General features: G+C 38.5%; 17 protein-coding genes, 2 pseudogenes and 1 riboswitch. Of the genes and pseudogenes, 3 read left to right on the forward strand and 16 right to left on the reverse strand.

Annotated elements, in window-relative coordinates; all coding sequences use genetic code 11:
- Nucleotides 1-3 precede the first annotated feature (3 nt).
- The 3 genes and pseudogenes from tehA to ribB form a co-directional block, all read right to left on the reverse strand.
- The gene (gene tehA / locus KP712_RS07070) at nucleotides 4-948 is read right to left on the reverse strand and encodes a dicarboxylate transporter/tellurite-resistance protein TehA (protein ID WP_048952955.1); all 945 of its coding nucleotides are present in this window, start codon (nucleotides 946-948) and stop codon (nucleotides 4-6) included.
- 103 nt (nucleotides 949-1051) lie between these two features.
- A pseudogene (locus KP712_RS07075) lies at nucleotides 1052-1895 on the reverse strand (glycosyltransferase family 25 protein).
- Nucleotides 1896-1909: 14 nt separating this feature from the next.
- Nucleotides 1910-2557, reverse strand: coding sequence for a 3,4-dihydroxy-2-butanone-4-phosphate synthase (gene ribB, locus KP712_RS07080; protein ID WP_009500753.1), 648 nt, complete (start codon nucleotides 2555-2557; stop codon nucleotides 1910-1912).
- Between the two features lie 88 nt (nucleotides 2558-2645).
- Nucleotides 2646-2823: riboswitch (FMN riboswitch) on the reverse strand.
- Between ribB and nadR the strand changes: the two are divergent.
- Nucleotides 2800-4041, forward strand: a pseudogene (gene nadR, locus KP712_RS07085) (multifunctional transcriptional regulator/nicotinamide-nucleotide adenylyltransferase/ribosylnicotinamide kinase NadR); the annotation flags it as partial. (Overlaps the previous riboswitch by 24 nt.)
- Entirely contained in the window at nucleotides 4038-4718 is a 681-nt protein-coding gene (locus tag KP712_RS07090; RefSeq protein WP_111407697.1) for a metallophosphoesterase, read from the forward strand. The pseudogene nadR and the gene KP712_RS07090, both read left to right, overlap by 4 nt.
- A 61-nt stretch (nucleotides 4719-4779) precedes the next feature.
- Here the strand turns inward: KP712_RS07090 and KP712_RS07095 are convergent, their stop codons facing one another.
- The 12 genes from KP712_RS07095 to pyrR all read right to left on the reverse strand — a co-directional run bounded on the left by KP712_RS07095 (nucleotide 4780) and on the right by pyrR (nucleotide 16651).
- Nucleotides 4780-6450: a fructose-specific PTS transporter subunit EIIC gene (locus tag KP712_RS07095; protein ID WP_111407696.1), complete on the reverse strand. Its 1671-nt coding sequence runs from the start codon at nucleotides 6448-6450 to the stop codon at nucleotides 4780-4782.
- 1 nt (nucleotide 6451) lies between these two features.
- A complete protein-coding gene (gene fruK, locus KP712_RS07100; RefSeq protein WP_065265600.1) occupies nucleotides 6452-7393 on the reverse strand; it encodes a 1-phosphofructokinase in 942 nt (313 codons plus the stop codon).
- Nucleotide 7394: 1 nt separating this feature from the next.
- A complete protein-coding gene (gene fruB, locus KP712_RS07105; protein ID WP_065265601.1) occupies nucleotides 7395-8894 on the reverse strand; it encodes a fused PTS fructose transporter subunit IIA/HPr protein in 1500 nt (499 codons plus the stop codon).
- 71 nt (nucleotides 8895-8965) lie between these two features.
- Nucleotides 8966-9496: a hypothetical protein gene (locus tag KP712_RS07110; protein ID WP_165818743.1), complete on the reverse strand. Its 531-nt coding sequence runs from the start codon at nucleotides 9494-9496 to the stop codon at nucleotides 8966-8968.
- 72 nt (nucleotides 9497-9568) lie between these two features.
- Complete coding sequence (locus KP712_RS07115; protein WP_048952952.1) at nucleotides 9569-10867, reverse strand: hemolysin family protein; 1299 nt, start codon at nucleotides 10865-10867, stop codon at nucleotides 9569-9571.
- 50 nt (nucleotides 10868-10917) lie between these two features.
- Complete coding sequence (locus KP712_RS07120; protein WP_005626131.1) at nucleotides 10918-11442, reverse strand: DUF1523 family protein; 525 nt, start codon at nucleotides 11440-11442, stop codon at nucleotides 10918-10920.
- 26 nt (nucleotides 11443-11468) lie between these two features.
- Nucleotides 11469-12251 carry a YchF/TatD family DNA exonuclease gene (locus KP712_RS07125; RefSeq protein ID WP_048952951.1) on the reverse strand — a complete coding sequence of 261 codons (783 nt, stop codon included), beginning with the start codon at nucleotides 12249-12251 and terminating at the stop codon, nucleotides 11469-11471.
- A 54-nt stretch (nucleotides 12252-12305) separates the two neighbouring features.
- Nucleotides 12306-13289, reverse strand: a complete 984-nt coding sequence (locus tag KP712_RS07130) for a DNA polymerase III subunit delta' (RefSeq protein WP_048952950.1) — start codon at nucleotides 13287-13289, stop codon at nucleotides 12306-12308.
- A complete protein-coding gene (gene tmk / locus KP712_RS07135) occupies nucleotides 13286-13945 on the reverse strand; it encodes a dTMP kinase (protein WP_048952949.1) in 660 nt (219 codons plus the stop codon). The genes KP712_RS07130 and tmk overlap by 4 nt, the downstream gene beginning before the upstream one ends.
- Nucleotides 13935-14978: an endolytic transglycosylase MltG gene (gene mltG, locus KP712_RS07140; protein WP_048952980.1), complete on the reverse strand. Its 1044-nt coding sequence runs from the start codon at nucleotides 14976-14978 to the stop codon at nucleotides 13935-13937. Before mltG ends, tmk begins: the two co-directional genes overlap by 11 nt.
- Nucleotides 14979-15047: 69 nt before the next feature.
- Nucleotides 15048-16037, reverse strand: a complete 990-nt coding sequence (locus KP712_RS07145; RefSeq protein WP_111407846.1) for a peptidylprolyl isomerase — start codon at nucleotides 16035-16037, stop codon at nucleotides 15048-15050.
- A 74-nt stretch (nucleotides 16038-16111) separates the two neighbouring features.
- Nucleotides 16112-16651, reverse strand: a complete 540-nt coding sequence (pyrR, locus tag KP712_RS07150) for a bifunctional pyr operon transcriptional regulator/uracil phosphoribosyltransferase PyrR (RefSeq protein ID WP_048952948.1) — start codon at nucleotides 16649-16651, stop codon at nucleotides 16112-16114.
- A 139-nt stretch (nucleotides 16652-16790) separates the two neighbouring features.
- Between pyrR and mazG the strand changes: the two genes are divergently transcribed.
- The gene (mazG, locus tag KP712_RS07155) at nucleotides 16791-17582 is read left to right on the forward strand and encodes a nucleoside triphosphate pyrophosphohydrolase (RefSeq protein ID WP_048952947.1); all 792 of its coding nucleotides are present in this window, start codon (nucleotides 16791-16793) and stop codon (nucleotides 17580-17582) included.
- A 48-nt stretch (nucleotides 17583-17630) separates the two neighbouring features.
- On the opposite strand, the gene KP712_RS07160 is transcribed toward mazG, so the two are convergent.
- Nucleotides 17631-18506, reverse strand: a complete 876-nt coding sequence (locus tag KP712_RS07160; RefSeq protein ID WP_048952946.1) for a VirK/YbjX family protein — start codon at nucleotides 18504-18506, stop codon at nucleotides 17631-17633.
- Between the last annotated feature and the right edge of the window lie 169 nt (nucleotides 18507-18675).

Below are 18675 nucleotides of genomic sequence, written 5' to 3' on the forward strand. Positions count from 1 at the left end.
GTTTTATTTTAAGAAGAATTGTCCTTTGGCTAATTTGTAGATGGTCATTAATACGAGTAAGCCAATCATCAGGTTAGAGAATACAAAGGCAAAAATTGAGATACCTTGTAATACGTCGCCGTGAAAAAAGGCAATTGAGCTATTTGCCATAGACGCTAATCCGAATGAGAATCCCCATAATCCAATATTTAAGCCTTTTTCCATAATCCAAGGTAATAATCGTAATAAGAAAAAGAGTTGTAGAAAGCCATATCCCCAAAGAATTTTGACGAATGTATCAATTTCCCCTTTATTTAGAGATAAATATGCAGCAGCCCCTACAAACGCTGGAGCAAGAATGATTCCCATCGTAGCTCGAAATGGTGGTTCAAGTGATGAAATTCGTAGGTGTTGAAGCAATACGGGTTCAAAAATGATCCATGCTATTAGACCAGCACCAAAAAATAAATACCCTAAATCGTGATAGCCAAGTAAGGCAAGAGAGCTTGCACTCGTGAAGTTAGCTGCAACAGCAGGTAAATAAAAAGGTGGGCGAGTAGATTTTTGTTCAAATACACCACCTTGCCATAGCTCACTAATGCGTAAGGACGAGAAAAGTAATTGACCAATAGTGCCAAGCCAAATCATTACTTCCGCAAGCCATGGAGTCCAGCGATAAGTAATATCGCCTATAAGCATTGTGGTGATAGGAATGAGTGCAATGAAAGAAAAACGTACTGGGCAATGATATTCTGAGCGAACTTCATCACTATAATAACGAAGTTTATAGGCATACATTAGAATAAATAGAATCCAAATTGCACTTGCTATGATACCGATTACATCACTTATAGTACGAGCTACAGGAAAGTGATTTTCTAAGTGCAACCAAGCTAGAGATAATGCTGCCAATCCAAGAGGAATACCGAAATAACCCGTAGGAAGCGGGAATGTTTTTGTTGAATTCATAACATAGTCCTTGTATTAATAAATTTTCTATTATATTACTTCGTATCTTAAGTAATCACTTTGCTTAGAATCTCAAATTATTGTATTTTTGATTAAATAAGTATTATTTAAATGGTACTGGTTTACCGAATATTCGTCTTTTAATTCGCCCCAATTCATTGATCACTTTTTCTAATGGGGTTGTTTTGGTTTGATTAGCATGAACGGTTTCTCTACCATCTTGTAAGCTACTCTTAAATTTACTTTCACCATTTATAATTAAATCTTGGATACAGACAGCGGGATAGAGTTGCATAACTTTATATTCTCTTTGGTTTAAGAGTTTATCAAAAATAAGCGTGTCTATTGCTAGAACAAGTTGTCTATTTTGGATTTTATTCAATAAATATCGAGCACCTTTGGCTGTGATGGTATACCCGCCCATACCAGTATGTTTATACTTTAATTGAAATATATTTCGTTGACATTTTATTTTATACATACTGCCGAGCATAATTTTACCGTACAAGGTTTCTAGTTTAAGAATATCGGTATCTTTGGGGATGTAATCGATTTCAAGTAATTCTTTTGCATTTTCTCCCAAATAAATATCATCTTCAAAAATATTAATATAATCTAAATTATTTTCTAAAACGAAATTCCATAAAACGATATGGCTTAGTGCACAGGCTATCTCACCGTCACACAAAGTTGCTTTTGATGAACGATCAAAGGTGATATTGAATTTTTTAGCCGTTTCTTCAATAAGTTCAGGCGTGATAGCATCAAAAAATTCAAAAGGAATATTCTGCTTACCGAATTCTTCTGTAATATGTTTTCGGCGTTTTTGTTCAGTAGTTAAACTGATAACATAATTGTGCTGAGCTGAGCATAAAAGTTACCCAAATAAATAAAATGTGGAATGGTATAAGATAAAAAGTGCGGTGAAAAATCATAGAAATTTTCACCGCACTTCTTCATTTTAAATATTATGTGCTAAACGATATTCAACCAAATCTTCAATGGTTAGCACAGAATAACCAAATTTCTTTGCAAATTCTACAATCTCAGGGGCGCGAGCCATTGTGCCGTCGTCATTCGTGATTTCACAAATCACACCTGCATGTTTAAATCCAGCTAGACGTGCTAAATCAACAGAAGCTTCAGTGTGTCCGCGGCGGGTAAGTACGCCACCATTTGCTGCACGAAGTGGAAAAACATGACCGGGACGATGTAAATCTTTTGGAACTGCATTATCAGCAATCGCTGTTTTAATGGTTGTGACTCGGTCTGCGGCAGATACGCCTGTAGAAACACCTTTCGCGGCTTCAATCGTTACAGTAAAAGCCGTTTTGTTTACGCTATTATTATGTTCTACCATTGGCGGTAAATCGAGTTGTTGGCAACGTTTATCGGTAATGCATAAACAAACGATACCACTTCCATAACGAATTAATTTTGCCATTTGCTCTGGCGTGATTGTTTCTGCTGGGAAAATTAAATCGCCTTCATTTTCACGATCTTCATCATCTAAAACTAATACGCCATTTCCATTTTTGAAGGCATTAATTGCGTTAAGTACGCGTTCTTCAGCGGTATTGCCGAATGGAGATAAAATTGACTGATTCATAGTAATTTCCTAATTTGAGATTTCAATTAAATACCAGAATCAGGGCTGAGAAATGCAAATAAAATGAACGATTTGGGAACCCAACTCGTTTTATTCTCTTTCATCCAGACTTTACTGTCGGCTTTGGAATTTCACCAAATCTGCTGACTTTAAAAGTGAAAATCAGGACAATTTAGCTGGAAAAATTTGCCAAAAATTGACCGCACTTTTAAACGCTCGTGGGCTTTACCACCGGTAGGGAATTTCACCCTGCCCTGAGAATGCGCACTAAGTATAGCGCAAAATACCTAGGCACTAAATCAGAACGTGAAAAATATTTTCATTTAGCCTACAATAAACGTACTCAATTCTTACGCTATCAAGAGCCGATTATGTCAAAAGCAAAAGAGAAAAAAGTCGGTGTCATTTTCGGGAAATTTTATCCCGTGCACACAGGCCATATAAATATGATTTATGAAGCGTTCAGTAAAGTAGATGAACTACACGTTATCGTGTGTAGTGATACGGAGCGCGATTTGAAATTATTTTACGATAGTAAAATGAAACGCATGCCAACCGTGCAAGATCGTTTGCGTTGGATGCAGCAAATTTTCAAATATCAAAAAAATCAGATTTTTATTCATCATTTGGTTGAAGACGGTATTCCGAGTTATCCAAATGGCTGGCAATCTTGGAGCGAAGCGGTTAAAACCCTATTTCATGAAAAACATTTTGAACCTTCAATCGTATTTAGTAGCGAACCTCAAGATAAAGCACCTTACGAGAAATACTTAGGTTTAGAAGTTTCGTTAGTCGATCCTGACCGCACTTTCTTTAATGTGTCTGCAACTAAAATTCGTACGACTCCATTCCAATATTGGAAATTTATTCCGAAAGAAGTTCGCCCTTTCTTTGCCAAAACGGTGGCGATTTTAGGTGGAGAAAGCAGCGGTAAAAGTGTGCTTGTGAATAAGTTAGCTGCCGTATTTAATACCACGTCTGCATGGGAATACGGCCGTGAATTTGTATTTGAAAAGCTAGGTGGCAATGAGCAGGCCATGCAATATTCTGACTATCCGCAAATGGCTCTTGGTCATCAACGATACATTGATTATGCAGTGCGCCATGCACATAAAATTGCATTTATTGATACGGATTTCATCACCACGCAAGCGTTCTGCATTCAGTACGAAGGAAAAGCCCATCCATTTTTAGATTCGATGATTAAAGAATATCCATTCGATGTCACTATTTTGCTTAAAAATAATACTGAATGGGTGGATGATGGCTTGCGCAGTTTAGGTTCACAAAAGCAACGCCAACAATTTCAACAACTACTCAAAAAACTGTTAGATAAATATAAAGTCCCTTACATAGAAATTGAATCGCCAAGTTATCTTGATCGCTATAACCAAGTGAAAGCAGTCATTGAGAAAGTGTTAAATGAAGAAGAAATCAGTGAATTGCAAAATAGTCCATTTGTTATAAAAGGAAAACATCAATGATCTTATTTGCCGGTGATCCACACGGAAGCTACGATCATATTTACCCTTTTGTGAGAGAACAGGAAAATGTCGCACTCATAATTTTAGGCGATTTACAGCTCACGACAACAGATGAGTTGGATAAACTTGCTAAACATTGTGATATTTGGTTTATTCATGGAAATCATGATAGCAAAACAATTAGTGCTTTTGATGCGATTTGGGGTTCTGAATGGCAATCACGGAATTTACACAATCGCGTAGTTGATATTCAAGGCACCCACATTGCAGGATTAGGCGGTGTATTCCGAGGGCAAATTTGGATGCCGCCAAATCGCCCCATGTTTTTTGATCCTATTCATTATTGTCAATATAGCCCACAAGAGAAAATCTGGCGAGGCGGTGTGCCTTTACGTCATCGCACGTCAATTTTCCCATCGGATATTGAAATCTTAGAAAACCAACAAGCGGATGTGTTGATTTGTCACGAAGCCCCTAAGCCACATCCGATGGGTTTCCAAGTGATTAATGATTTGGCAATGAAGATGGGTGTTAAGCAAGTATTCCACGGTCATCATCACGAAAACTTTACTTATCGAACAAAGTATCCCTACAAAATCACGAATGTAGGTTTCCGCAGTCTTGCTGATGCAGATGGAAATTATTTGCTACAAACTATCGACGATCGTGAAAAATAAATCTATTCCAAAACAAAAGCCGATTCAAATGAATCGGCTTTTTTACATTCAAAGTGCGGTATTATTCCGCATTGTTTTTCGATTTAATAATGGCATAAACCACACCTGTTGATAAAGCACCAATCGCAATTGCACCAAGATATTTCAACGGCTCAGATACAAATGGAATTACAAATAATCCGCCGTGTGGAGCTTGTAATGTAATATTTAAGCCCATAGAAATCGCACCAGCCACTGCACCACCAATCACAGAGCTAATAATGACACGAATTGGATCTGCTGCCACAAATGGTAATGCACCTTCGGAAATAAAACATAAACCAAGAACGAATGATGCTTTCCCCGCATCGCGTTGGCTAACAGTGAATTTATTGCGAGCAATCCAAGTCGCCACTGTCATACCAATTGGTGGAACCATACCCGCGGCCATTGCCGCAGCCATTGGCGTATAAACTTGGGATGCAATCAATCCAACAGAAAAGGTGTATGCTGCTTTATTTACCGGCCCGCCCATATCGATACACATCATTGCACCAATAATTGCGCCTAACACAATCGCATTCACTTCGCCCATTGAAGTAAGCCAATTACTTAGCTCTTTCATAATTTCAGCTACTGGTGGATTAATGAGGTAAATCATCGTCAAACCAACAATCATCGAACCCAAGAGCGGTAAAATTAAAATCGGTTTTAATGAAGTCAGGCTTGCTGGCAATCGAATAATCACATTCAGCCCTTTCACTACATAGCCCGCTAAGAAACCCGCAATAATACCGCCAAGAATCCCTGCACCCGCTTCACTTGCCAGCATCCCCGCAATCAAACCAACTGCAAGCCCTGGACGATCAGCGATAGAAAATGCAACATAACCGGCAAACACGGCAATCATTAACTTGAACGCCACACCACTACCGATATTCATCAACATATTGGGAAGATCTTGAAAAACTCCTGTATTTTCAATTACATTAAAACTGAACATAAACGAAATCGCGATCAACAACCCACCCGCAACCACTAACGGTAACATATGAGAAACGCCAGTCATTAAGTGTTTGTACACACCTTTTTTCTCACGGCTTTCTTCTTTTGAGCCAGCATTATTTCTGCCATCAAAAACTTTGGCCTCTTTAAATGCTTTATCAAATTCTTGCTCGGTTTTCTTCAAGGCTAATCCTGTTGAAGTGCGATACATTGGTTTACCTTTAAATTTATCTAAAGACACATCAATATCTGCTGCAACAAATACCAAATCAGCCGCCGCGACTTCTTCTGCAGTAATTTCATTGCCAGCCCCAACTTGACCACGGGTTTCAACTTTTACATTCCAACCTTGTTTTTTCGCATAGGCTTCAATCGCTTCGGCTGACATAAACGTATGTGCAACGCCAGTTGGACAAGCAGTTACCGCAACAATATTTTTTACACCAGAAACACCTGTAAAATTCACCGCACTTTTCGGAGCAACATAATCTGCTCCATTGGCTAAGGCATTTGCCAGCGTGACTTCAGGAGAAATCATGGCGATAGCTTCGCCGATAATAAAGACTTTTTTACCAACTAACGCAGGGTTATTGGGTAATACAGAACCAAATACGAGAACAAGATCTGCTTCGGCTGGTGTTTCTACAATAGAGACATTTGCTTTTTGCGCAGCTACTCGAAAAACTTCATGTAATAAATAGGCTTTCGCATCGCCTACATTAGCTGATTGGGTTAAAAATAACTTCATACTATCCTTCAATCATCGTTATTTGTACTTTTTCTAAAATGGGCTCAAGTAAATTCAAATCACTCACACCGACATTACTTTGAGACACCGCAAAAGCGGACACAGCCGTAGCAAAAGCTAAGGTTTCAGCTTTCGATAAACCTTTTTCAAAACCATAAATTAAGCCTGCTACCATTGAATCGCCTGCCCCAACAGTACTCACTACATTTTCACATTTTGGCGGTTCGGCTTTGAGCACGCTTTCATTATTAATCCATAAAGAACCTTTGGCTCCCATTGAAATAATCACGTTTTCAATACCTTCCGCTTTGAGTTGCTGTGCAGCAGCAATAATTTCTTCAAGACGATTTAATGGATGACCAACCCAAGCCTCAAGTTCTCGATGATTGGGTTTTACTAGCCAAGGTTTCGCTTTTAATCCAGCGGTAAGCGCAGCATTGCTACTATCAAGCACCACTTTTACGCCAGCTTGGTGAAGCTGACTCAACCAATCAGCAAATAATTCAGGAGATACACCTAGAGGTAAACTGCCACAAACTGCGACAATGTCATAATTTAAACAATAAGCCAAAGAATCCGTCACAAATTGTTGCCAAACTTGTGGGCTTATTTGATATCCCAAGAAATTTAAATCTGTCACATCTGCTTCAGTTTCGGTAATTTTTACATTGATACGAGTTTTGCCATCCACACGGTTGAATTTATCTTCCAAACCGTGCTTATTAAACATTTGCTCGAAATCAGCTGAATTATCCTCGCCCAAGAAACCGCCTACTGAAACATCAACGCCTAAATCTTTTAGTACTTTTGCGACATTAATGCCTTTCCCCGCAGGAAATAAGCCAAGGGTTTCTACGGTATTTACTTCACCAAGTTGGATATGAGTTAAACGCCCGACTAAATCATAGGCGGAATTTAAAGTAATTGTTACAACGCTTGCCATACTATTCCCCTAAACCCGATTCAATCACAGCACCGATTCCATCAATAGCCTGTTGCGCTTCATCGCCCGTTGCAACAAAACGTAAACGAGTCCCTTTTACTACGCCTAATGCCACAATTTTCATTAAGCTTTTAGCACTCACTAATTGAGAATTACGATCAAGATTCTGAACCGCTACAGAGGCATTATATTTTTTCACTTCGTTTACCAACACTGCACTTGGGCGAGCGTGCAAACCGTGTTCATTCTTAATTACAAACACTGCCTCAATAGCATTTGCCGGCAAGTTATTATCTTCTGTTACCTCTGGTGCGTGAATTTGCTCCCCCATAATTTCAATGGTATCTGGTTCAGATGGCGGCACGGCAGAAACATTCTCACCCAAGCCGTCGGCAATCACTTTGCCCAATGCTTCAATAGCTTGTTTTGCATCTTCCCCTTCTGCCACAAAACGTAAACGATGCCCTTGTATTACACCAAGTGCAACAATCTTCATCAAACTTTTTGCACTGACGACTTCACTTTCACGAGTAAGATTTTGCACGGTAATTTTCGAAGTGAATTTTTTCACTTCATTAACCAAATTCGCACTTGGACGCGCATGTAAACCATGTTCATTACGAATCGTAAAGGTTCCTACAACAGCACCTTCTACAGATTGAGTTTCAACATCACACTCTGAACCCAAAAGTGCGGTCAAAATTTCTGTTGAATTACCATTGAGTAAGGTTGTTTGGACATCGTCATCTAATAAACGCGCTAAAGTTGGATTAATTTGATCACTGATAGCTGAAACGGTTATCACGCCTTTTACAGCTTTGCCATTGTGGCTAAAAATCGTTTTGGCACGACTAAATGCCAAGGCATTTTTCACATTCCCTACGACAGAATCGGTTACCCATAACCCTTTGCCAAGTGGTAATGCCGCATTATTAATCACCTCAGAAATAAAGCGATTTTCTACCGCACTTTGCATCTGTAATTGCCCCGCATTAATCGCGACTAAAGTTAATAAACTTTGGGTATCTACATCTACACTGATATTGGCAGCAGGAATTTCAAATGGCTCAATTGTCTCGCCCATTAAAATCGCACGAAATTCAGCAACATCCGTTATTTTTGCTAATTTCGCTGCGGTATCTTCATCACTCAAAACGTGAGTAAGTTGACGTAATAAGGACAAATGCTCATCAGATCGCGCCGCAATACCAATCACGACATAAGCAATATTTCCTTCTCCCCATTCTATGCCTTGAGGAAATTGAAACACTTGCACGCCCGTTTTCTTTACCATCGAACGAGTATCCAAGGTGCCATGAGGAATAGCGATGCCATTGCCTAAAAAGGTTGAGGTTTGCAACTCGCGCGCTAGCATTCCTTGCAAGTAACCATTTTCCACATTGTCTGCTTGAACTAATGCGGACGCTGCGATTTCAATCGCTTGTTGTTTATCAGCTGCGTTAGCATTTAAATGAATGTTGCTTTCCGAAAGTTCTAACATTCTTGCTCCTTAATAATTTAAAAATAAAGCTGCTGGTGAAATAAATCGACCAGCAGCTTGTTGAAAAACAATTATTTAGATGTGCAGGCTTTCAGCAGTGCTTCACTACCTTGCGCAATATATTCATCATTTTCACCGCGCTCTTTGCCTTTTTGCAAATCACGCATCGCATCATAAATACCTTGAGTTATGCTTTGCGAATCCACTTTTTCCCAACAATTTGCGTTCAAACGTTTAAGGTTCGCTTGCAATGCTTCCGCATGTAACACGCCGCTATAATAAGCATATACATCAGAATCATGGCCGCCTGTATAAAGTTTATCCTGAATTTGTTTAACAGGAACTAAAATACGGCCTAGATACCAGTCATTCGCACCACTTGCAAAATTATCTACAAAGAAATTTTCATTCACGCGACCTTTATATGTCGCTATAGTCGCTTCATAAGCAGCCGCATAAGATTTTTGATCGATTTTATCCTTATCTAAATCAATCACTTTTTTATCGTTCCCCATAAATGGAATGTAGTTGGTAACCGATGACCAAGAAGAACAACCTGCCAACATTAACGTAAAAAATAAAACAGAGATTTTTTTAAACATAGTCATACCTGATTAAAGTTAATAAAACGCCGCCATTATACTGGCTGAAGGGGATTAAAGAAAGGGCGGTAATTATTCCGCCTCTTTTACTAAAGACACCAAAATCTGATCGATTTTAAAGTTTTCCGTATCAATCACTTCAAACTTGTATTTTCCGTAAACCACAGAATCGGTTTTTTTCGGGATTTTACGTAGCATATACATCATAAAGCCACTGATGGTTTCGTAATTTTCTTCATCTGGGAAAGATTCAATATCTAATACTCGTGTCACATCTTCTAATGGCGTTGCGCCATCAATAAGCCATGAGTTTTCATCACGACTCACAATATATTCTTCTTCGTTAGAAACTAATTCCCCCATAACAATACTCATGACATCATTTAGCGTAACAATACCCACTACGAGGGCATATTCATTTACAATAATCGCAAAATCTTCACCGGTAGATTTAAACAATTCTAATACTTCGTAAAGAGAAAGCGTATCCGGCACAAATAATGCTTTACGGAGTAGTTTAGGATCTGTGAGCACCACATTTTCATTCTGCAAATACATGGTGAGCAACGTATGGGATTCTACATAACCTAAGATTTTGTCGAGGCTATTGTCACAAATCACAATTTTAGAATGAGAATCACGAGAAAGCGTATCCATGACTTCTTGGCGAGAAAAAGTGCGGTCTAAATACACGATATTTTCACGCGTTGTCATGGTGGAAGTCACTGTACGTGATTGCATATCGAAAATGTTTTCAATGAGATAATGCTCTTGAGTTTTTAATACACCAGCTTCAGCCCCCGCTTCTACTACAGCGAAAATATCTTCAGACGTCATGCCATCTTCACGCACAGTGGAAATACGAAATAAGCGGAAAAATACATTAGCAATCGTATCAAAAAACCACACAAGCGGCTTAAAGACAAACATACTGAAATTCATAATGCCGACAACGCGCAATGCCACCATTTCAGGATAAGTAATGGCAATACGTTTTGGAATAAGATCAGCAAATAAGATAAAGAAACAAGTAACCAACACAAACGCAATTGTAGAAGCGGTTGGCTCAATCCAATCGCCCACAAAAGAGCGGCTTAAAATTTCCGCGATATAAGGGCTTAGTGCGCTTTCACCAATTCCCCCGCCAAGAATCGCCACCATATTCAAACCGATTTGAACCACGGTAATAAAACGACCAGGGTGCTCTTGCAATTTAAGCACTTGAAGCGCGCGCACATCCCCTTCATTCGCAAGGGTTTGTAGTTTCAATTTACGCGAACCCGCCAGTGAAATTTCTGCAGAAGAAACAACCGCACTAATTAGAATTAAGGCAATAATCGCCAAAATAGTATGAAATAATTCCATAATCATTACTCAAAAATATGAAAGAAAACGACCGCACTTTGCGGCCGTTCAGGATATTACTCTTCGCTGTCAAACCAGCCGCGAACAAATTGAATAGACAAGAATAAGGTAGCTAACAGGAATGCATAGAAAATCCAAGAAACGATTGGATGACTTGGCGTGTCATCAGCCGTAATTTCTTTAATTGAGGTTGCATTGCGATATTCATCCATCATCGTAATACGCCAACCATAGTATTTAATTTGCACAAGTTTGTTGTCATTACCCAAAGCCTGCGCTTCAGCCTGTAAATTGGCTGAGCCAAATTTGAAGTAGAACGGAAAACCCCAACGTGTATCTTCATTGCGATACACCATAATTTTGCCATCGTCATTTTGCGTGTTGATGTAATACACATCACGTGTTGGGCCATCAGCTGGATTCGATTTTGTGATTGGCCCATCTTTATCAACACGTTTAACTTCTACGCCAGTAACACGTGTCACATCATAATGAGGGAACACATAATTCACCACAGAAAACATAAAACCGTGGAATAAAAAAACAACAATAAATAAGAAATATTTAAAAAACTTTCGCATACTTTTCCCTTGTCAGAACTGTGCATTTATTCTACACGAATTTTAAATAAACGCTCGAAATTTTGCGTAGTGATTCGAGCAAACTCCTCAGTAGAAAAGCCCTTTAAGGTTGCCACGTATTCACATACTTCTCTCGTATAAGCCGGTTGATTTTCTTTTCCCCGATAAGGCACTGGCGCAAGATAAGGCGAATCTGTTTCCACCAATAAGCGATCCGTTGGCACATAACGAATAACCTCACGAATCACTTCGGCATTTTTAAAGGTCACAATGCCAGAACAAGAAATGTAAAAACCTAAATCTAACGCTTTTTTCGCAAATTCCATGGTTTCCGTAAAACAATGAATAACGCCACCGCACTTTTCAGCATGGTGTTGGCGTAACATTGAAATGGTATCATCACCTGCAGAACGTGTATGAATAATTACAGGCTTATCTAACTGGTTTGCAATATCGATTTGGCTACCAAACACCGCTTGTTGCTCCGCTTTATTGTCCGCGCTGTAATAATAATCTAATCCAATTTCGCCAATCGCAATCACTTTTGGATCTTGCGCTAAACGCAATAAGCGTTCTGCGTCATAAGGTTCTTCTTCAAAATCCAGTGGGTGAACACCACAAGCAAGCGAGACATTATTAAATTCGCGTAAAGATTCATAAGCCTGCTCAAAACGGCTTAACGTTACACCAATTGCGAGCAAATGTTTCACATCACGCGCGCGCGCTTTTTCCACCACATCTGCAATGTTTTTATGTAAATTTTCATAATCCAATGCATCTAAATGGCAGTGGGAGTCAACAATGAACATAATTATTTTTCCTTATACCTAAGGCTTGAACGCCATAGACGATATATCTTTAATTTATTGCGTTTCAAATACTTCTGTGACTAATCTGGTCAAGCTATCTAATAGCATCAATTCAACATTCACACCATTAATTGTAAGCAAATCTGACCGCACTTTTTGCATAATTTTGATTGCTTGTAATAAACCAAGAGCGGTTTGCTCATCGCTGAATTGTTCGATACCGCGGCCAAGATCGGCAACTTGTCGATGACTATCAATTTCAAGTTTATGTTTTAAACAATCGGAAAGAAAAGCCAAAATCCAATCCACTTGCTGAACATAGCGTTCTTTATCAAACAACGGAAGCAATTCCAATGGTGAACGTCGGCGATAGAACACCCAAAATTGACGTAAGAAGTTTTTACGCTGTTCAATAAGCCCTTGTTGTAAAGTCTCTAATGCTAAAAGCGGACGCCCAAGATTCATCGCAAGTGCGGTCAAAATTTCCTGATTTTCAGCCGCACTTTCTGATTTCAACCAATCAAGAGCCGTTTGCTCATTAGGCACGGACAAATTCCACACTTGGCATCGACTATAAATGGTTGCTAATAAACTTGCTGAACTATCCGCCTGAAGTAAAAAATAAGTATTTGGACGAGGCTCTTCCAATGTTTTCAATAATGCATTGGCAGCCGCTTCCGTTAAACGCTCCGCACCTTGCACATAGACCACTTTATTGCCGTTTTGTTGTGCGTGTTGAGCAACCATTTCATTAATATCGCGCACTTGATCAACGCCAATATCCTTACCATCAATAGGGCTCAATTCATGATAATCTGGATGGCTATGGGCTTGCATTAAATGACAAGAATGGCATTGACCACAAGGTTTATCGCCTTGAGCCACACACATTATTTTCTGTACAAGTGCATCAAATAAACGTTCTACACCTAAACCAGAATCAGCTTTAATCAGCACAGCATGATGCCCCAAACCTTCGTCAAAGGTTTGAGCAATTTGATGATAAATTGGCATTAGCCAAGGGTAAAGTGCGATCATTTTTCGTTTGATTTCCACCAATTTTTTACCGCGCTTTCGATATCAGCTTGAACAAGTTCAATACTCGGCTCAGCATTAATCACCACTGCTTTTGGATTATCTTTTACTAACGCTAAATAGCGTGCTCGAGTGCGATGGAAAAAATCCAAATCCATTTGCTCAATACGATCTAATTCACCTCGTCCACGAGCTCGTGCTAAACCGACACTCGGTTCTATATCCAAATAAATTGTGAGATCAGGCTCAAAATCACCTAATACGGTTTCTTTCAAGGTGAGCATAAAATGCGGGTCTAATTGACGTCCACCACCTTGATACGCCTGAGATGACATATCGTGGCGATCACCTACCACCCATTTTCCTTGCATTAAAGCAGGTTTAATCACATTTTCTACTAACTGAATACGTGCTGCATAAAGCATTAATAACTCTGCTTTTGCTGTCACAGGTTCTTCAGTTTCATATTTGATTAGATGACGTAATTTTTCTGCCAATGGCGTTCCGCCCGGTTCGCGAGTAAACACCACATCTTTAATTCCCAGTTCATGCAAGACTTGCACAACAGACTGGTGAGCAGAGCTTTTTCCCGCGCCTTCTAAGCCTTCAATAACAATAAACTTTCCTTTCATATTTTCTTCCGCTCTTTTATTTGGCATTTTTCTGACTGCTATACCAACGTAAATATTCTTGTACCGCTTTATTATGTTCATTCAAATTGCGGGTAAATTTATGCCCACCAGAACCATCTGCCACAAAATAATAAAAATCTGTTTTTTCAGGTTTTGCAACAGCTTGTAACGAACTTTCACTTGGCATAGCAATTGGTGTTGGCGGCAATCCATCAATCACATAGGTATTATAAGGCGTTGACATTTCTAAATCTTTTTTACGAATATTACCACTGTAATTCTCACCCATACCATAAATTACCGTTGGATCCGTTTGTAATTTCATTTTTGCCTTCAAACGGTTGATAAATACAGAGGCCACTTTTGCTCTCTCAGTAGCAATGCCTGTTTCTTTTTCTACGATAGAAGCCAGAATCAACATTTCATAAGGATTAGCTAAAGGTAAATCCTTATCACGCTCGTTCCACGCCTTATTTAACGCCTTTTTCATTTGCTCAGCCGATCGCTTAAGTAGCTCCAAGTCTGTCGATTTAGGCGTGTAGTTATAAGTATCAGGATAAAGCCAACCTTCCACATTTTTTAGTTCAAGATTTCGACCAAAATCTGGCAAATCAAGTAATGTGAAAATTTCTTCATTACTCTTATCTTTCAAGGTTTGCACCAAGTGCGGTGTATTTTCAAGATCTTTTCGCCAATCCTTGAAGGTTTTTCCTTCAATCCATTTTACATTGAACTGCACTTCCTTACCTGAATTAAGCAAATCCAGTAAATCTTGCACAGTTTTAACATTCTCAAGAGAATAAGTCCCTGCTTTTATTTTATTTAGCTCAGGTTTCAACTTCAGCAAATAAGGTAATAATTTCCCATCATCAATTAACTTTTCTTGCTCAAAAAGTGCGGCTAATTTTGAACCAGTTGTGCCACGTTCAATAGTTAAAAGTTGATCTGCCTGCACATTTACCGGAGTTTTTACAAATTCAGTAATTTTGTAATAACCAAAATTAACCACGCCCGCTAAAATCAAAATTAAAAGTAAAATCGCAATTAAAAATTTCTTCATAAGATATAAGAAAGAGAAAATAAAAAACAACAAAAGGGGCAATTAAGCCCCTTTCTTTTAAATATTAAATCATTTATTAAAATATTGGATATCTGCTTTTTTACGCAATGCTTTAACCCAGTCTTTTGTTGCATCTTGCGACTGAGAGTTTACTAAATGTTCATAGGCTTTTTGTGCGTAGGCCTCTGCAGTAAGATCGCCGTCTCTCATCCCTGTCACTTCTAAAATGTGCCAGCCAAACTCTGTTTTAAACGGTGCAGAAATTACACCTTGTTTACTTTGTACAACAGTTTGTGCAAACTGTGGCGCATAAGTTTCGGGGAATGCATAACCTAAACTGCCGCCATTTGCGCCGGATAAATAATCTTTTGAATATTTTAACGCTGCATCTGCGAAAGAAATTTTTCCAGCAAGAATATCTGAGCGAATTTTTGTAAGTTCTGCTTTAGCTTGAGCATCATTTAGCATTGGATTTAGTTTAAGCAAAATATGACGAACTTCATATTCTTTTCCTGTTATTTTCTGTGCAGAACCTTTTTCTTTTGCTTCCTCTAACATTTTTTGTCCAAGGGCCCAAGCTTCACTACGTGCTTGTTCAACATCCACGCTTTCATGAATTGCTCTATTTCGAATTGCATCGCGGGTCATCGTTTGTAATTGGTTTTCCCAGGCTTTTTTGACATCTTTTGCGATACGTTGGCGAAATTCATTTAGTGAGGAACCTTCATTACTTAGCGCAATAGCGAACTGCCCCAAGGTTAAATTGTTTGCTGCAGCAATATGATTAAGCTGTTGCTCTACAGCTGCATTTAATGCTTTAGGGTCAATTGAAGGGGCTTTCACATCTTGCATTGCTTGATGAAGCAAAATGTCATCAATAATTTTATCTAAAGCAACTTGGCGATTTCCACTTTTTCCTATATTTGCTTGAACCTGGCTTTCAAGGATTGGAACGCCATTCACCATTGCTACAACACGTTCTTCGGCTTTTACAACAGAAGCTAAAACAATGGCGCTAATAGTGGCTAAAAACAATGATTTAAATGTAGATTTTTTCATTTCTGTTTTATCAAAAAGTATCAACAATGTTCTTTAGATTATCAGTTCTAAAGAAGGTTCACAAGTGACAGTAATTATTTCCCAATAATAGCAACTTCATAGCAACCATCATATTTTTCAGTGCGAACTTGTACTAATTCCTCGCGACTTGTTGGGACATTTTTTCCTACATAGTCAGCTCTAATTGGTAGTTCTCGATGTCCACGATCGATAAAAATGACTAACTCAATTTTTGCCGCTCTACCAAAATCAGTGAGTGCATCCATTGCTGCTCGAATGGTTCGACCAGTAAAAAGTACATCATCGACAAGAATTACTGTTTTGTCTTGAATATTCAAATATTGTGAGGAGCCACTGTATACCGGCATTTTATCCTCTTGATCTACTAAGGTTAGATCGTCTCGGTAAAAGGTAATATCCAGTTCCATAGATGGTAATTTATTACCACTTAATTTCTCTACTCTATGCTGTAATAATGCGGCAATTTCAGCCCCTCGGCGTTTGATTCCAACAATCACTACATTATCGAGAGATTGGTGTTTTTCAATGATTTCATGGGAAATGCGTGAAATTGTACGAGAAAAACGATCGTGATCGATAATAATTTTTTCCATCTTGTCCAGCTTAATAAAAGATTTTCTAGGGGCTAGAGTATAAAGAAAAAGTAGTTAAAAAGCGATTGTATTTACACCCTTTTTCTTATTGTTCCGTTATACTACTAAACAGATAGATTATTGATTAGGAGGCGAGACAATGCATTATTCTATTCAGGATTTTATTCAACTTATTGCTCAATTGCGCAATCCAAATGACGGATGTCCTTGGGATTTAAAACAAAATTATGAATCTATGATTCCTTGCTTAACGGAAGAAACTTACGAAGTAATCGAAGCGATTGAGAAAAAAGATATACCAAATTTACGCGAAGAACTAGGGGATTTATTGTTACAAGTTGTTTTCTTCAGCCAGCTTGCTACGGAAGATAAATACTTTACTTTTGACGATGTATTGCAAGATGTTGCTGAAAAAATTGTGCGCCGTCATCCTCACGTGTTTGGTGATGAAAAAGCTGGGGATGAAACAGAAGCCCTTTCTCGTTGGAACGAAATGAAAGCGAAAGAAAAACAAGGTAAAAGTGAAGAAACCTCTATTTTAGATAATGTACCTTGTGCTTTGCCTTCTCTTACTCGAGCAGCAAAATTACAAAAACGTTGTTCTAAAGTAGGGTTTGATTGGGAAGAAATTTCCCCAGTATTTGACAAAGTGCAGGAAGAATTAGAAGAAGTTCAAGCTGAAATTCACCGCACTTCGATTGAACAGAACAAAGTGGAAGAAGAAATCGGCGATTTATTGTTCGCAACCGTCAATCTTGCTCGCCATTTAAAATGTGATCCTGAAGATGCATTAAGAAAAGCGAATTTAAAATTTGAACGTCGTTTTAGAGCAGTAGAACAAGCGGTTCAACAACAAGGTAAGCAAGTTAATGATGTGCCACTTATTGAGTTAGATTTGTTGTGGGATGAAGTGAAAAAACAAGGAAACTAATTGAGAAGAGCGGTAAAAATTTCTCTCATTTTTACCGCACTTTCTTTGTTAAAGTTGCTGAATATCCAATGCCATTTGGTCTAACATTTCATAACGTTTACGATACATAGAACGTTTTTTACTTGCGATATCTTCTAACTGTTTGCGTTCAATATCCAAAGGTAATTGCCAATAATTATGGCGATATTTCCCTTGATTCTCTTGCCAGAACTCATCGTAATTAAACAAAATCTTACTGCGCGCAGCAAGACGATATTTTCCTTGCGCTTTGTGCGGAATGCCCACTAGCTCACATTGCCATTTTTCAGCAAGCATTTTGAATGCATTAACCAACAGAAACATTGGGCGCATACCGTGCAATGCCTTCGTAGCCTGTTTTACAAGTTCTTGAGCATTGTCACTTGAAGGGCCTTGAATCGAGGCGATAAGCAATTTATTTGGGCTCAAAAAAGTGAAAGAAGCATCGTATACTCGCTCATTATGTTGATTACGAATATTAATAGAAAAATACCCTTCAAAGGGATCGATATGGTTGATACTCAAAGATAAACGCAAATCGTCAGTTAATTGTGTTAACACGATATTTTGTTGTTCTAATAATTGTTGGCAAAGCGAACGTCCCATTTTCTCTTCAGCCAAACGTAAATTCTCCGTAATCGCCGTTAAACGTTCTGAAGCAGAAAAGCGTTTATCGCAAAAAGTAGTCAGAACCGTATTGATACGATAATAATCTTGTGTAAATAAAGGCTGCCATTGAGTTTCTGTATTAAGAAAATCCACTAATTGGTTACATTGCTTTTGATATAACCATTTATAGCCATAATAGCGTAATTTTTCCCGCACTTGTTTGAGAAAAGGGCGATCCTTGGAATAAGGATACATTTGAACGTAAGTGGGGAAAATAAAATTATTTTTCGTGGACATAACTCAATATTTTGTGAAATTTAATAAAATTATCGGCCATTTTAGCGATTATCACTTCATTTGCCAAAATTCTTTTTTGTTTAAAACCCACTTTATAACTCAGATTTTGTTATAATCTTTTCCTTGAATTCCTTTTTCCCTATCCCAATATTTACCCAAATTATCGGAA

The organism is Haemophilus sp. SZY H68 (genome assembly GCF_018829685.1).
Lineage (GTDB): Bacteria > Pseudomonadota > Gammaproteobacteria > Enterobacterales > Pasteurellaceae > Haemophilus > Haemophilus haemolyticus_K.

Coding starts and splice junctions, on each gene's coding strand:
- tehA (WP_048952955.1), bottom strand. CDS start 948: ATGAATTCAACAAAAACATTCCCGCTTCCTACGGGTTATTTCGGTATT.
- ribB (WP_009500753.1), bottom strand. CDS start 2,557: ATGAATCAGTCAATTTTATCTCCATTCGGCAATACCGCTGAAGAACGC.
- KP712_RS07090 (WP_111407697.1), top strand. CDS start 4,038: ATGATCTTATTTGCCGGTGATCCACACGGAAGCTACGATCATATTTAC.
- KP712_RS07095 (WP_111407696.1), bottom strand. CDS start 6,450: ATGAAGTTATTTTTAACCCAATCAGCTAATGTAGGCGATGCGAAAGCC.
- fruK (WP_065265600.1), bottom strand. CDS start 7,393: ATGGCAAGCGTTGTAACAATTACTTTAAATTCCGCCTATGATTTAGTC.
- fruB (WP_065265601.1), bottom strand. CDS start 8,894: ATGTTAGAACTTTCGGAAAGCAACATTCATTTAAATGCTAACGCAGCT.
- KP712_RS07110 (WP_165818743.1), bottom strand. CDS start 9,496: ATGTTTAAAAAAATCTCTGTTTTATTTTTTACGTTAATGTTGGCAGGT.
- KP712_RS07115 (WP_048952952.1), bottom strand. CDS start 10,867: ATGATTATGGAATTATTTCATACTATTTTGGCGATTATTGCCTTAATT.
- KP712_RS07120 (WP_005626131.1), bottom strand. CDS start 11,442: ATGCGAAAGTTTTTTAAATATTTCTTATTTATTGTTGTTTTTTTATTC.
- KP712_RS07125 (WP_048952951.1), bottom strand. CDS start 12,251: ATGTTCATTGTTGACTCCCACTGCCATTTAGATGCATTGGATTATGAA.
- KP712_RS07130 (WP_048952950.1), bottom strand. CDS start 13,289: ATGATCGCACTTTACCCTTGGCTAATGCCAATTTATCATCAAATTGCT.
- tmk (WP_048952949.1), bottom strand. CDS start 13,945: ATGCCAAATAAAAGAGCGGAAGAAAATATGAAAGGAAAGTTTATTGTT.
- mltG (WP_048952980.1), bottom strand. CDS start 14,978: ATGAAGAAATTTTTAATTGCGATTTTACTTTTAATTTTGATTTTAGCG.
- KP712_RS07145 (WP_111407846.1), bottom strand. CDS start 16,037: ATGAAAAAATCTACATTTAAATCATTGTTTTTAGCCACTATTAGCGCC.
- pyrR (WP_048952948.1), bottom strand. CDS start 16,651: ATGGAAAAAATTATTATCGATCACGATCGTTTTTCTCGTACAATTTCA.
- mazG (WP_048952947.1), top strand. CDS start 16,791: ATGCATTATTCTATTCAGGATTTTATTCAACTTATTGCTCAATTGCGC.
- KP712_RS07160 (WP_048952946.1), bottom strand. CDS start 18,506: ATGTCCACGAAAAATAATTTTATTTTCCCCACTTACGTTCAAATGTAT.